This window comes from Candidatus Saccharibacteria bacterium oral taxon 488 (genome assembly GCA_010202645.1).
Lineage (GTDB): Bacteria > Patescibacteriota > Saccharimonadia > Saccharimonadales > Saccharimonadaceae > Nanosynbacter.
Genome location: CP047920.1, coordinates 598,888 through 612,306, shown reverse-complemented (window position 1 = coordinate 612,306; position 13,419 = coordinate 598,888). Strand labels below are relative to the sequence as shown.

Annotated in this window: 14 protein-coding genes; 11 read left to right on the top strand and 3 right to left on the bottom strand. The window is 51.4% G+C overall.

Annotated features, from left to right (window positions below):
• The first annotated feature begins 42 nt into the window (after nt 1-42).
• Together GWK77_03315 and GWK77_03310 are read left to right on the top strand one after the other, a co-directional pair.
• Complete coding sequence (locus GWK77_03315) at nt 43-552, top strand: hypothetical protein (protein ID QHU93180.1); 510 nt, start codon at nt 43-45, stop codon at nt 550-552.
• Entirely contained in the window at nt 536-1,612 is a 1,077-nt protein-coding gene (locus GWK77_03310; GenBank protein QHU93179.1) for a ribonuclease HII, read from the top strand. The genes GWK77_03315 and GWK77_03310 overlap by 17 nt, the downstream gene beginning before the upstream one ends.
• Before the next feature lie 44 nt (nt 1,613-1,656).
• Here the strand turns inward: GWK77_03310 and GWK77_03305 are convergent, their stop codons facing one another.
• Nucleotides 1,657-4,173 (bottom strand): aminopeptidase, encoded by a 2,517-nt coding sequence (locus tag GWK77_03305; GenBank protein ID QHU93178.1) that lies wholly within the window; start codon nt 4,171-4,173, stop codon nt 1,657-1,659.
• Between the two features lie 20 nt (nt 4,174-4,193).
• Here GWK77_03305 and GWK77_03300 point away from each other — a divergent pair, with 20 nt between their 5' ends.
• The 5 genes from GWK77_03300 to GWK77_03280 all read left to right on the top strand — a co-directional run bounded on the left by GWK77_03300 (nt 4,194) and on the right by GWK77_03280 (nt 7,872).
• Nucleotides 4,194-4,883: a DUF1524 domain-containing protein gene (locus GWK77_03300; protein ID QHU93177.1), complete on the top strand. Its 690-nt coding sequence runs from the start codon at nt 4,194-4,196 to the stop codon at nt 4,881-4,883.
• A 63-nt stretch (nt 4,884-4,946) separates the two neighbouring features.
• Complete coding sequence (locus GWK77_03295) at nt 4,947-5,399, top strand: RpiB/LacA/LacB family sugar-phosphate isomerase (protein QHU93176.1); 453 nt, start codon at nt 4,947-4,949, stop codon at nt 5,397-5,399.
• Nucleotides 5,396-6,046 carry a hypothetical protein gene (locus GWK77_03290; GenBank protein ID QHU93175.1) on the top strand — a complete coding sequence of 217 codons (651 nt, stop codon included), beginning with the start codon at nt 5,396-5,398 and terminating at the stop codon, nt 6,044-6,046. The genes GWK77_03295 and GWK77_03290 overlap by 4 nt, the downstream gene beginning before the upstream one ends.
• A gap of 6 nt (nt 6,047-6,052) precedes the next feature.
• Entirely contained in the window at nt 6,053-6,913 is an 861-nt protein-coding gene (locus tag GWK77_03285) for a transketolase (protein ID QHU93174.1), read from the top strand.
• Complete coding sequence (locus GWK77_03280) at nt 6,910-7,872, top strand: transketolase family protein (protein QHU93173.1); 963 nt, start codon at nt 6,910-6,912, stop codon at nt 7,870-7,872. The genes GWK77_03285 and GWK77_03280 overlap by 4 nt, the downstream gene beginning before the upstream one ends.
• On the opposite strand, the gene GWK77_03275 is transcribed toward GWK77_03280, so the two are convergent.
• The gene (locus tag GWK77_03275; GenBank protein ID QHU93172.1) at nt 7,865-8,089 is read right to left on the bottom strand and encodes a hypothetical protein; all 225 of its coding nucleotides are present in this window, start codon (nt 8,087-8,089) and stop codon (nt 7,865-7,867) included. The two genes, GWK77_03280 and GWK77_03275, sit on opposite strands and share 8 nt — an antisense overlap.
• Nucleotides 8,090-8,133: 44 nt before the next feature.
• On the opposite strand from GWK77_03275, the gene GWK77_03270 reads away from it, so the two are divergent.
• Genes GWK77_03270 through GWK77_03260 form a run of 3 tightly spaced genes read left to right on the top strand, consistent with a single transcriptional unit; the run spans nt 8,134 to nt 10,648 of the window.
• Nucleotides 8,134-9,045 carry a class II fructose-bisphosphate aldolase gene (locus GWK77_03270; GenBank protein ID QHU93171.1) on the top strand — a complete coding sequence of 304 codons (912 nt, stop codon included), beginning with the start codon at nt 8,134-8,136 and terminating at the stop codon, nt 9,043-9,045.
• Nucleotides 9,045-10,007 carry a hypothetical protein gene (locus tag GWK77_03265; protein QHU93170.1) on the top strand — a complete coding sequence of 321 codons (963 nt, stop codon included), beginning with the start codon at nt 9,045-9,047 and terminating at the stop codon, nt 10,005-10,007. The genes GWK77_03270 and GWK77_03265 overlap by 1 nt, the downstream gene beginning before the upstream one ends.
• Nucleotides 10,007-10,648, top strand: a complete 642-nt coding sequence (locus tag GWK77_03260) for a hypothetical protein (protein QHU93169.1) — start codon at nt 10,007-10,009, stop codon at nt 10,646-10,648. The genes GWK77_03265 and GWK77_03260 overlap by 1 nt, the downstream gene beginning before the upstream one ends.
• Nucleotides 10,649-10,665: 17 nt before the next feature.
• On the opposite strand, the gene GWK77_03255 is transcribed toward GWK77_03260, so the two are convergent.
• The gene (locus GWK77_03255; GenBank protein ID QHU93168.1) at nt 10,666-11,352 is read right to left on the bottom strand and encodes a TIGR00730 family Rossman fold protein; all 687 of its coding nucleotides are present in this window, start codon (nt 11,350-11,352) and stop codon (nt 10,666-10,668) included.
• Between the two features lie 93 nt (nt 11,353-11,445).
• Between GWK77_03255 and uvrB the strand changes: the two genes are divergently transcribed.
• Entirely contained in the window at nt 11,446-13,416 is a 1,971-nt protein-coding gene (gene uvrB, locus GWK77_03250; GenBank protein QHU93167.1) for an excinuclease ABC subunit UvrB, read from the top strand.
• Nucleotides 13,417-13,419 lie beyond the last annotated feature (3 nt).

Sequence of the window (13,419 nt, the reverse complement as noted above, 5' to 3'; positions counted from 1 at the left end):
CCGCCCTCTCTGGGGGCGGTTTTCTCATGGTATAATGCTAGTATGTCAATCTTTCATTATATTTCTGTGTTTGTCCCCGTGACTTTGGTATTTGCGGTGCCGTATATGTTGCGTCGCCAGGGTTTTACCGATGAAGTAAAGTGCCGCTGGCTGCTATACGTTGCGTGCGTGTTGTTTTTTATCTCGTGGTATTTGCCATCGCCGCTGATCGAGGGGCGAGACACTAGTTTTACTACGCATTTCGTGGGCGGCGGATTGTTTACGGGATTGTTGTGGATATATTTGGTGCTGGCGACGCGCTGGCGGGCGCACTGGTTGGTGATGGTGTTTTCGGTGTTTGCACTGGTGTCGGCGCTGGGCTGCATTAATGAGCTAGCGGAATTATTTATGGTCAAGGTTGGTTTGGCGCGCATCAAGCTGGACGATACCAATTGGGATATCTTGGCAAATACGCTGGGTGCGGCGGCGGTGTGGCTGGGCTGGGTGGTCATGGGTTCGGACGTAAAAAAGGATGTGAAAAAGGGTAGGCGCGCGCATGATCCTCGGCATTGATGAAGTCGGACGTGGGCCGTGGGCGGGGCCGCTGGTGGTGGGCGCGGTGATTTTGGGTGGTGTCGAGATTGAGGGTTTGGATGATAGTAAAAAGTTGACTAAAAAACGCCGCGAGGCTTTGGATGAGGTGATTCGCGAGCAGGCGGCTGCGTGGGCGCTGGGCTGGGTGAGCGCTGGAAAATTGGACGAGGTTGGTATGAGTCAGGCGCTGCGATTGGCAACGCGGCGAGCGGTACAACAAATTCAGTCGCAGTGCAAGGAGAAGAATTTGGCATTTGATGAAATTATCATTGACGGAACGGTCAATTTTCTGGCGGATACGGCGCTGGAGCGATACGTGACGGCGATGGCCAAGGCCGACGGTTTGATTCCCAGTGTGTCGGCGGCGTCGATCATCGCCAAAGTGGCGCGCGACCAGTTTATGGCCGAGCAAGATGCGGTCTATCCAGGATATGGTTTCGCGTCAAATGCTGGCTATGGCGTGGCCAAGCATCGTGCGGCAATTGAGCGGTTGGGCGTGACGCCGCTACATCGGCTGAGTTTTGCGCCGCTACAGAAGTATGTGGAGGTAGGTTTGCTACCATCCTCCTCCAGAGTACACTCTTCACTCGCATTTCCACCGGAGATGGCTCGTGAGCGTTCGGCTGAAACGTCCGCTCTTCGCGAACGTTCCACAGCCTCTGTCGGAGGAGATAGCGAACCCGTTGCTCGCCTATCCACTACTCGCGACATTGGTAATGCAGGCGAGCAAGCAGCAGCGGATCAGCTAGTGGCGGACGGACACGAGATCATCGTCCGCAACTGGCGGACGCGGTACTGTGAAATTGATATTATTAGCATGAAAGATGATGTGCTGTACTTCACCGAGGTCAAATACCGTAAGAATGATGACTTTGGCGATGGGCTGGCGGCGATTACTGCCAAAAAACAGCGACAAATGCGTTTTGCGGCGGAGCTATTCATAGTAAAACATCCGCAATATGAGGGACGCGACATGCAGATACTAGCGATAGCTGTTGATGGAGAGCAGAGCGGCAAGCAATCTGTCGTTATCGACTAGCTATGCCACTACAACATAGAGGTAACGCCTAAGGCCAAATAGATCTAATTACTAAGTGCATCAATAACCGCCGCCTGATCCCGCTCAATCAGTGCTACTCTGCCGGCAATCTCGCGGATGCCCAGATCGATGGTGCGGGTTAGGGCTGGTTCGGCGCGCAGCGGCGTGGTAAATTCGGTAAAATCGTTTAACTCATCGCGGGTCAACAGAGCGCTGGCAGCGTAGCGGATAAAATTATCGTAGCTTTTATCGCCGCCAAAGGTGTCTTTCACCCACGACCAATTTTCTTTCAGCCAGTTCCAGGCAATTTTCCGGTTTTCTCGCGTGCGGATGAGGTAAATAAACCAGCGGCTGGCATCTTGCGGGCGGATAATGTCAGCATCCTTGATCGCCGTTAAAATTCGCTCGGCAGTCACTGGATTCTTCGTCGAGGTCAGGCTTAGCGCGATATCAACTTGCAGGTCGGCTGACGGCGTATTCTGATATATCGTAAAAAGTTTGTCAATCATTTCTGGCGTCTCGAAGTATCTGACATTGGCATTGATAATCAGCGGGCGAATCTCAGCTGGTAAATCATCTGAGTTAGTCTCATCAAAGCGTCTTTTGGCCTCCGCGAGCGCTGCCGGATCCTCGCCGTATAACATCAAACCTAGCGCTGCCGTGCGCCGCTCGCGATCGTCATCAGATTCGCCGTCCTGCTCATCCCAGCCAAGTTCCATGAATGTATCGCGGGCAAATTCAACAGAAATCTGCTTTAGCCGAGCGTGTCCTGCTTCATTGTCGTCGACGAATTTGCGTAATTCCACCAAATTTGTCCCGGCTTTATTAAAGACTCTTTCATTGGTCTCGTGCTGAAAAACGCGTGCCAGCGGCAGCAGTGCCGCCGAACTTTCTCGTCCAGACCGCGCCAACAACGTCATGTCTTGCAACAAGCAAATTTTATCTAACGTCGGTAATTCTGCTGCCTTTTCGATTAATCGATCTCGTGTTGCTGAGTCATAGTGCGTTACGAAATGTCCGTTCAGTCCGCAGTTCAGCCGAACGTCGCCATTTGCCGTAAATATTTTCTCGCGCTCAGTCAGAATATCATCAAGCGGCTGATTGGCGAACAGCGGAATCGGCCACAAGGCGTCGGATGGCTGATGGTTGCCGATGAAAAATCGTTCTTGGCGGAGGGTAGCGGTCGGTTGCTCGCCGGAGTTGTTCTGCTCAACTTGCACAATTGGTAGTCCTGGCTGCGAAATCCAGGTATTCATCAAATTAACAATCGGCTGGCTGCTGGCGGTTTCTAGCTCCTGCCATAAATCATCGCCAACAGTGTTTTGGTAGGCGAATTTTTCAAAATATGACTTTAGTCCTGCGCGAAATGCCTCCTCACCGATTAGCCGCCGCACCATCACCAGCAGCCGCCCACCTTTAGCGTAGACAATCGCCGGGTCAAACAAAGTGCTGATCTCATCTGGGTGATTAACATCGGCCTGCACTGGCTGCACACCATCCAAGCTGTCGCGCCGCAGCGCCGCGGTGACCTCGCTCGTCGCAAAATCCTCCCACATCCGCCACTCAGGGTGTAGTGCGTCGACCGCCACATACTCCATCATATTCGCGAAACTCTCATTTAGCCACAGGTCATTCCACCACTGCATGGTCACTAAGTTGCCAAACCATTGATGGCTGAGTTCGTGAGCGATGACGGTGGCGATGAAGCGCTTGGATGATTCTGGCGTTAATTTCGGGTCAGCCAGCAAGCAACTTTCGCGGTAGGTGATGAGTCCCCAGTTTTCCATGGCACCCGACGAGAAATCTGGCAGCGCCACGTGGTCAGACTTTGGCAGCGGATATGGCACGCCAAAGTATTCATCATAAAAATCAATGGAGCGCGTGGCGATGTCCAGCGCAAAATCCAGCGTCTCCTCGCTTTGGGCTGGTGTGGCCCAAATATTAACTTCAACGCCGGAGGTGGTATGGGCGGTTTTCTTATGTAATTCGCCGACGACAAAGGCGAGTAGGTAGCTGCTCATACGCGGCGTTTGTTCAAAACATGTTGTCATCAAGCCGTTTTTTTCTTCAGACAATTTTACTGGCATGTTGCTGAGTGTGGTCAGTCCAGGCTTAGTTATTAGCATTAAATCATATGTAGCTTTGGCAGCTGGCTCATCAACACACGGAAAGACCTCGCGGGCATGGTGCGATTCAAACTGGGTGGCAAGCAGCTGCTTTTTGACACCGTCATGCGTAAAGTAACACGGATACAGTCCGTGCATGGCGTCGGTGATGGTGCCAGAAAACTCAATGCGAACGACATGCTGGCCACTGGATAATTCTGGGCACGATAGGCGTAACTCATCAAATTCACCGTGAGAAAACTCAGCTGGCTGATCGTCAATCAACGCTGAATGAATAGTTAATTCTTTAGAATGCAGCGAAATTGACTCGCCAGTTGACTCGCCAGAAATAATCACTGTGCCAGAAAACGCTTTTTCTTCGGCGCGTGTTAGGTCGAGGGTTAATGCGTAATGATGTGGTATAAAGGTGTCGAGTAAGCGTGGAACTGTTTTCATACTTTCATTATAATATAGATATGGCGACGAAGAAAATTAGACGGCGGCAGATAATGGTACTGCTTGTCATGGCGGTGGCGGGTGCAGTAGTGTGGGCGGTGCAGCTGCAGCAGCCGCGGGTTGCACCGACTTCGCCGTCCATGCAGCAGCAATTGTTTGGTGACTCAAACGCCCAGGCGGAGTTGGCAAAACTAGAGGTTAAAGGTCGTGCGCCCAAAACAGGCTATAGCCGCAAACAATTTAGTGATGGTTGGGGTAAAATGAGCGGCTGTTCGGTGCGCGAAGTGATTTTGGCGCGGGACTTAACGGAAACAAAAATTGACGATAAATGTCGCGTGTTGGCCGGGACGCTACGTGACCCGTATACCGGCCGGACGATCAAGTTTCAGCGCGGGCCAGAAACCTCGTCGAAAGTACAAATTGATCACGTGGTGGCGTTAAGTGATGCGTGGCAGAAAGGTGCACAGCAACTACCACGTGAGGAGCGAGAAAAATTGGCAAACGACCCGCTGAATTTGTTGGCTGCTGACGGTCCGGCCAACCAAGCCAAAGGCGATGGCGACGCGGCAACCTGGCTGCCTCCTAACAAACCGTTTCGCTGTCAGTACATTGAACGGCAGGTGGCGATCAAGCGTAAATATCGTCTGTGGGTAACAAATGCAGAAAAAGAGGCGATGGGTAAGGTGTTGGCTGGCTGCGGCTCGACGTAATGAGTTGAGCTTCCAAGGACTTGATTGGTTGCAAATATCGCCCAAACCGCTTATACTAAACCCATGAAGATTTATCTTGGTTCAGATCATCGCGGGTTTGCGCTGAAAGAAAAAGTATTTGCGTATTTGGCGAAAAGTGGCTACGCAGTCGAGGATGTCGGTGGTCGTGAGCTTAATCCTGATGACGACTTTCCACAGTTTGCGGCAGCGGCAGCGCTGCGAGTGATTGGTGATGGCGAGGATGATCCACGGGCAATTTTAATTTGCGGCGGCGGTCAGGGTATGTGTATAGCGGCGAATCGTTTTAAGGGGATCCGCGCCAGTGTTATTTGGGATGCACATGAAGCTAGGATGACACGGCGTGACAATAATTCGAATGTACTGTGTCTGCCGGCTAGGGTCCTCGAGGATAACGAGGCTGCCTGGAAGGGTATTGTTGAAACGTGGCTCAATACTGCATACGCGGATGCCCCGCGGTATAATCGGCGCAATGCGCAACTGGATGAAATCGTATGAGTAGTGTTATCGCTCCGGCAATTTTGGCAGAAAATGCCCAGCAATACAAAGAGCAAGTCGATAGAATTACTGGCTTTGCTGAGCGGGTGCATATCGATTTAACTGACGGTGAGTTTGCGCCAACCTTTACGGTCAGCATCCCAGAATTATGGGCACCAGAAGGTTGGACGATTGATATTCACGCCATGGTGAACAAACTAGATGAGTATGTACCGAAGTTAATCGCACTGAGGCCGCATTTGATTATTATTCATGCCGAGGCCGAAGGCGACGTGTTGGGGGCACTCAAAGAAATTAAGCGCTCGGGTATTATGGCTGGGCTAGCACTACTGAGGCCAACAGTGCCGCAAACCGTCGAAGAGCTTATCAAAGAGGCAGAGCATGTCCTGATTTTCAGCGGTGAGCTAGGTAAGTTTGGCGGAACAGCCAGCCTGATGCAGCTGGAAAAAATTCGGCTCGTCAAGATGATTAATCCGAATGTTGAAATTGGTTGGGATGGTGGTGTGATGGTTGACAATGCTTATAGCCTTGTTCAGGGCGGCGTGAACGTCCTGAACGTTGGTGGGACAATCCAAAAAGCAACTGATCCACCAGCAATGTTCGCTAAACTCCAGCAGGAAATTAGCAAGACGGGTGTGCTCGGGTAGTTTACCATGAGCCAACTCACGACTGGCCAGCTAGAAAAGAAGGCGCAAGAGTTACGGCAGCTGATTATTCGCCAAGTGACGGCTGCTGGTAGTGGTCATGTGGCGGGACCGCTGGGGTTTGCTGATGTGATGGCGGTACTGTATTTTCGGATTCTTAGATTGCGGCCAGAAGAGCCGGATTGGCCTGATCGCGATCTGTTCGTCATGAGTAATGGCCATTATGCACCACTGCTATACGCGGCGATGGCGATGCGCGGATTTTTATCGGAATCAGAGTTAATGAGTTTGCGGCAGTTTGGCTCGCGGCTACAAGGGCATCCGGAGCGGGTAAAATTACCAGGGCTAGAGACGACGAGCGGGCCGCTTGGCTGCGGTCTCAGTCAGGCTGCTGGCATGGCATATCATTTGCAGTATTTACAGAATTCGGAACGCTTCATATATTGTAGTTTAGGTGACGGTGAACTTAATGAAGGCAATATTTGGGAGGCGGCGATGTTTGCAGCCAAGTATAAATTAGGCCGGCTAATCACTATCGTTGATCGTAATACTATTCAAATTGGCGGCGATACAGAAAAAGTCATGCCGCTGAATGATTTGGGTGAGAAGTGGCGCAGTTTTGGTTGGCAGGTGCAGGAAATCGACGGGCATGACGTGGCGCGAATTATCGCGGCAATTGAAGCAGCACAGGCAGTACGCGAGCAACCGAGCGTGATTATCGCGCATACGGTACCTGGGCGCGGCGTTGATTTTATGGAGGGCGATTATCGATGGCACGGCAAGGCGCCAAATGCCGAGCAGGCCGTCGCGGCGCTGACACAATTGGGTTTACTGGCTAAGAAACAGTCGGAAGAGGGGGTGGGCGTATGAGCATGTTGCGGGATGATTGGCGTGCGGGAAATACCGCATCGATGCGGCTCGGTTTTGGCCATGGGTTAGTTCACACAGCAATGAACAATAGTCAGGTTGTGGCACTAAGCGCCGACTTGGCGGAAAGTGTTGGCTTTGGCGAATTTACCGAGCGAATCGGTGCGCCGCGGTTCATTGAGGTTGGTGTGGCAGAGCAAAATCTGGTGACTGTGGCGTCAGGACTAGCAGCGATGGGTAATATTCCGTTTGCAGCCAGTTATGCGGCGTTCAGTCCGGGGCGTAATTGGGAACAAATTCGGACGACGATTTGTCTGAATGACCAGCCAGTCAAGCTGGTCGGTTCGCACGCCGGGCTGAATGTCGGTGCGGACGGCGCGACGCACCAAATGCTGGAAGATATCGCGCTGATGCGGAGTCTGCCAAACATGGTGGTCTTGGCACCGGGTGATGCCTACGAGGCCGAAATGATGGCAGCAGTGATGGCGGCTGATTCGCGGCCAAATTACGTGCGATTGCCGCGAGCTGACATGCCGCTGTTTTTGGATGGTGAGGTGGCTATCGGCCGAGCGTCCGTACTGCGCCAAGGCACTGATGTGGCGTTACTAGGTACTGGCACGATGACGTATCAACTCCTCATGGCGGCGGAACAATTGGCGTACGCCGGCGTTCAGGTAGAAGTCGTGCATTTTAGCACTATCAAACCGCTAGACGAAGCAGCGGTCGTTGCTGCCGCCCAAAAATGCGGCCGCGTGGTGACAGCAGAAGAAGGGCAAATTGCCGGCGGATTTGGCAGCGCGGTGGCGGAAGTGCTCAGCGAGAAATTACCAGTCAAAATAAAGCGCATCGGCGTCCGCGACCAGTTCGGCGAAAGCGGCTCGGTAGCTGAATTATGGCAAAAGCATGGACTAGATGTTGAAACAATTGTCCGGCACGTAAAAGATAACCTGTCATTTATTTAGGCTTACGCAGGCGCCAGGGAATTTCTCGAGCGTCTACAGCTATACAGGAAATTGTCACAAGTGTTGCGATCTCCCATGCTGCTGCATAAGTAAAAATACCAAATTCCCTCATCAGGATTGACCCCATGATGAGCCAAAAAATCAAGGCCAGCATTTTGACGAAAACCGTACAAAAATAAATCGTAAAACCCCTTCGCCTCTTTTCATTTTCCGTCACCGCTGCTATAATAACCATAAGTAGCATAAGGGATAAAAGGGTATATGGGACTGACAATTTCTGACATTCGGCGCAATACCACGCATGCGCGCCATTTGATGCAGCGGACACGGGCGCAACATTTTGCGGTCGGGGCGTTTAATATTGATAATCAAGAAACGCTGATCGCGGTAGCGCGCGCGGCGCAGAAACTCCAATCGCCGGTGCTGGTGGAAGTATCGGATGCTGAAGTTAAAGCCATGGGGCTGGAGAACGTGCGCGATTTGGTGGATAATTATAAGGCTGAATACGGCATCGAGATGTATTTGAACCTGGATCACGGGCCAACGGTCGAGGGTTGCAAGCGGGCGATTGACGCGGGTTATGAGTTTGTGCATATCGATATTTCCCAGGCAAATCACGATGCCTCGGATGAGGAAATCATCGCCAAAACTCGCGAAGTTGTCGAGTACGCCAAGTTCACCGGCGCGTTGGTAGAGTCGGAGCCGCATTATTTTTGGGGTTCGTCAAACGTCCATACCGAGGCGATTGACTATGAAGAAATTAAGAAAACTTTCTCTACGCCAGAAGGTGCGCGGGCATTTGTTGAGGCAACGGGGATCGACACATTTGCAGCGGCAGTGGGGAATTTGCATGGGTTGTATCCAGTGCCGAAAGTTTTGGATTTGGAATTATTAGCACGTATCCGCGAAGCGCTGCACTGCCAGATTTCGCTCCATGGCGGATCAGGCACGCCGCTGCATTATTTTAAGGATGCGGCGAAAATTGGCGTTTCTAAAATTAACATTAATTCCGACATGCGCTACGCCTTTCGTACGACGCTGGAAAAGACCTTGCGCGAAAATCCGAATGAATACGCCATCGTCAAACTAATGCCACCAGTGTACGCGGCCGTTCAGGAAGTAGTTGAGGCGAAAATTCAAGCCTTCGATTCAGCCGGAAAGGCGGTGGTGTAATGGCGAAAATTATTACTGTCGGTGCAGGCGTGCAGGATGTTTTTTTAAGCCAGTCAGACGCCTTGGCTCCGGTATGCGATAGTCCAGAACGTTGTTTTGCTAAGTTAGAACTTGGTGCCAAGGCCGACGTCAACCAGATCCATTTTTCGACAGGTGGTGGTGCGACGAATGCCGCGGTAACCTTTGCCAGGCAGGGCCACGAAGTGATGTTTTTGGGCGTTGTCGGCCGTGATCCGGCTGGCCAAGCGGTGTTGGATGATCTGGACGCCGAGAATGTTGATACGCGGTATGTTCGATTTTCTCAAAAATACAATACGGGCTACTCGGTATTGTTATTGGCGCCAAACGGTGAGCGGACAATTTTGACGTATCGCGGTGCATCAACGCATTATCACGCGGCTGATTTTACCGTGGCGGATATTGAGGCTGATTGGCTGTATGTATCAACATTAGCAGGTCAGATGACGGTCTTGGATAAGGTATTCCATGAGGCTCGAGCAGCTGGTATGAAAATTTGCTTTAATCCAGGCAAGCGAGAGCTAGCACTGCGCGAGAAGTTAATGGGACTGCTGGATGATGTGGAGGTATTGGCGCTGAATAAAGAAGAGATGCAGCAGTTAGTGCCGGGTGATGATCTGGAACAGCTGGTGCGGCGAGCGAAAGAGCTCGTGCCGGTGGTGCTGCTGACAGATGGCGTGAATGGCTCGATGGCGTCTGATGGCGTAACGATTGTCAGGGCGGCGATGTACGAGGACGTGCCGGCAATTGATCGGACTGGTGCAGGTGATGCATTTGCCAGTGGTTTTTTGAGTCAGTGGGCTCATGGCGCCCAGCTGAAGGACGCAGTAGTATTTGCCAGCGCAAATTCAAGCTCGGTTGTTAATCATATCGGTGCTAAAACTGGTATCTTATATCAAGGTGCACGACTACATGCCATGCCACTAAGCGAAAAGGAGTTTTAATGTCAAGAAACTTAACAAAATTATTGGGTGATTCAGTGCGGACACGAGTTGCCGTGAGCGAGCTCAGACGAATGGCCGGCGATGATAGCGATGTGAGGTTGATTACTGAGATTTTAGCTCGGGCTCATTCAATTATCCGTGCGCTTGGGCTTGATCCGGCGGACACGACGGGCAGAGAAGTGTATCAGGCGCTAATGGCTGCTGCGCCGCAGATTGATCAGACAGCCTGGGCGAGAGCTAGCGACTGGGTGATGATGGATTTTGACGGGCAGGTTATCTCATTTCATCCGGTGGATATCGTCGAAAATTATCATCATCAATTACCATACGGTCAGCATCGTATCGAATCTGGTAAGCGCGGGCTTGGCTATGAAATAACCCGTCGTTTTTCAGCCCATCCGCGCACGCACACGCCGACTGTTGAGCGTGTCGTCTGCGAGGGCGGGATTTGCTATGTTGCCTCGGCCGTCAGTGAGCCAGTCAAGTCCGCGTCGCCGTTCCGGCTACCGGTAGCTAACGCTAAACCAAAACGTCGCAAGTCAGCTGCCGCGCCCGTAAAATCTAAAAAATCTACTAGCAAAAAACCTCATAAAAAGTCCCAGCAAAACGCAAATACTCCGAAGAAATCCCCAAAAGCCTGAATTGACACGATAGGTGATCAGCAATAGGTCTTATTTGCTTGTACCAGCTCAATGATCTCGTCAACGCTATCGGTGATAGTATAAATATCCAGGTCTTTTTCGACGATAGCTCCCTCGGCCAGCATATGGTTGCGGAAAAAGGCGTCCAAATCGCTCCAAAACGCTGTATCGAACAAGATTACCGGCGCACGGTTGGCTTTTTCAGTCTGGATCAGCGTCAATATCTCCGCCAGTTCATCCAACGTACCGAAGCCGCCTGGGAAATAAATATAGGCATTAGCAAACATCGTCATGACGATCTTCCGCGGCGCAAAGTGCTGAAACTCAAACACCTCGGTGGCATATTTATTAACTTCCTGTTCATGCGGCAGGCGAATATTGAATGCGATCGATTCACCGCCAGCAGCTCGCGCTCCCTCTTGGACGGCCTTATTAGCGCCTTCGTTGGCGGCGCCCATGATGCCGTGTCCACCACCAGAAACAATGGCGTAACCGAGCTTGGCTAACTGCTCAGCTGTTTCTTTTGCAGCGTCATAATAAGCACTATTTGGATCAGTACGTGCTGAACCAAATATCGTTACTGTTTTCTGATATTTCCGGAGAATTTCGTAGCCGCTCTGGATTTCGTCTTCCATCTTGCCAAGGTGGAACATCGCAGCCTGTAGCTGTACGTCACGCGGAATACATGTATTTTGTGGAGTCATTGAAGTGCCCCTTCTTTTTGTTTTATCGCTAATAACTAGTTAACTATATCATGAAAAGTTATTATTTGTCAATAATGCTACAATAGTAATGATATGAGCGCCTTTAATCTCGTCTCCAACTATCAGCCGACCGGTGATCAGCCAACGGCGATTGCTCAGTTAATGGCGGGGCTGGAGCGGGGCGAGCGTGAGCAGACGTTGCTAGGCGTGACAGGCTCGGGTAAAACGTTTACCATGGCGAATATCATCGCTCGAGCTAATGTGCCGACGCTGGTGCTGGCGCACAATAAGACTTTGGCGGCGCAGCTGTTTTCTGAGTTTAAGGAATTTTTCCCGGATAATGAGGTGCATTATTTCGTCAGCTATTTTGATTATTATCAGCCGGAGGCCTACATCGCCAGTAGCGATACCTATATTGAGAAAGATTCGAAAATTAATGATGAGATTGATCGGCTCAGGCATGCGGCAACCTCGGCACTGTTAACGAGACGCGACGTTATCATCGTGGCGAGCGTGTCTTGTATTTACGGTATCGGTTCGCCGGAAACGTATGCTGATATGGCCATTCAATTGACGGTCGGCGAGCGGCGGGTTCAGGATAAGTTCATTCGTTTGTTGACCGACATTCAGTATAAGCGTAATGATGTTGATTTTGCACGCGGTACTTTTCGGGTGCGTGGCGATGTGGTGGATATTTTCCCGGCTGGGCAGGACACGGCGGTGCGAGTGGAGTTTTTTGGCGATGAAATTGAGAGACTAACGCGAATCGATCCGCTGACTGGCGAGATTTTGGATCAGCCAGCTAGCCTGACGATTTTCCCGTCTAGCCACTATTCGACGCCGCGTGAACGAATTGAAAAAGCCATCACTGGTATTGAGAAAGAATTTGACGAGCGGCTGAAGTGGCTTGAATCGCACGACAAATTGCTGGAGGCCCAGCGACTAGCTCAGCGCACCAAATATGACCTGGAGATGCTCAAAGAAACTGGCTTTGTCAAAGGCATTGAGAATTATTCGCGCTATCTGACGGACCGCGAGCCGGGCGAGCAGCCGGCGACGTTGATTGATTACTTTCCTGATGATTGGCTGCTGTTGGTTGATGAGTCGCATATGACCTTACCTCAAGTCCGCGGTATGTATAACGGCGACCGGGCGCGCAAGGAAGTGCTGGTGGAGCACGGGTTTCGTCTGCCGAGCGCGTTGGATAACCGTCCGCTGAGGTTTGATGAGTTTGATCAGCATATTCATCAGGCGATTTATGTTTCCGCTACGCCGGGCGACTATGAAATTGCTCATTCGCCAAAGCCGGCTGAACAGTTAATTCGGCCGACAGGGCTGCTTGATCCGCCGATTGAGATGAGGCCGACTGAAGGGCAGGTTGATGATTTGATGGAGGAGATTCGCCAGGCTATTGCCAAGGGCCACCGCGTACTGGTAACCACCTTGACCAAGCGCATGGCCGAGGACTTAAGCGCTTACTTGACGGACAATGGTGTGAAAACGGCGTATCTACACAGTGAAATTGATACGCTCGAGCGCGGCGATATTCTCAAAGATCTGCGGCTGGGGACGTACGACGTCTTGGTTGGTATTAATCTGCTGCGCGAGGGGTTGGACCTGCCAGAAGTGAGCCTGGTGGCGATTATGGACGCTGATAAAGAAGGTTTCCTCCGTAGTGAACAGGCACTGATTCAGACGATTGGCCGGGCGGCGCGGCACGTGGACGGGCGGGTGCTGATGTACGGCGACAATGTGACTGACAGTATGCGGCGAGCGATTGATGAGACCAATCGTCGGCGTGCTATCCAGCAGCAATATAACGAAGAGCATGGCATCACGCCGCAAACCATCCAGAAGAAAATTGACGATGGCCTGCGCTCTATCATCCCGCAAAAAGAATCAGACAAAAAGCCAAAACTTGATTTGAAGAAGATTCCAAAGGACGAATATCCGACGCTGATCAAGGAGTTGACTGGTCAAATGGAGCTGCATAGCGCCAACCTGGAGTTTGAAAAAGCCGCGGAGCTGCGTGATTTGATTGCAGAAATTCGCCAGACCATGTAGAAT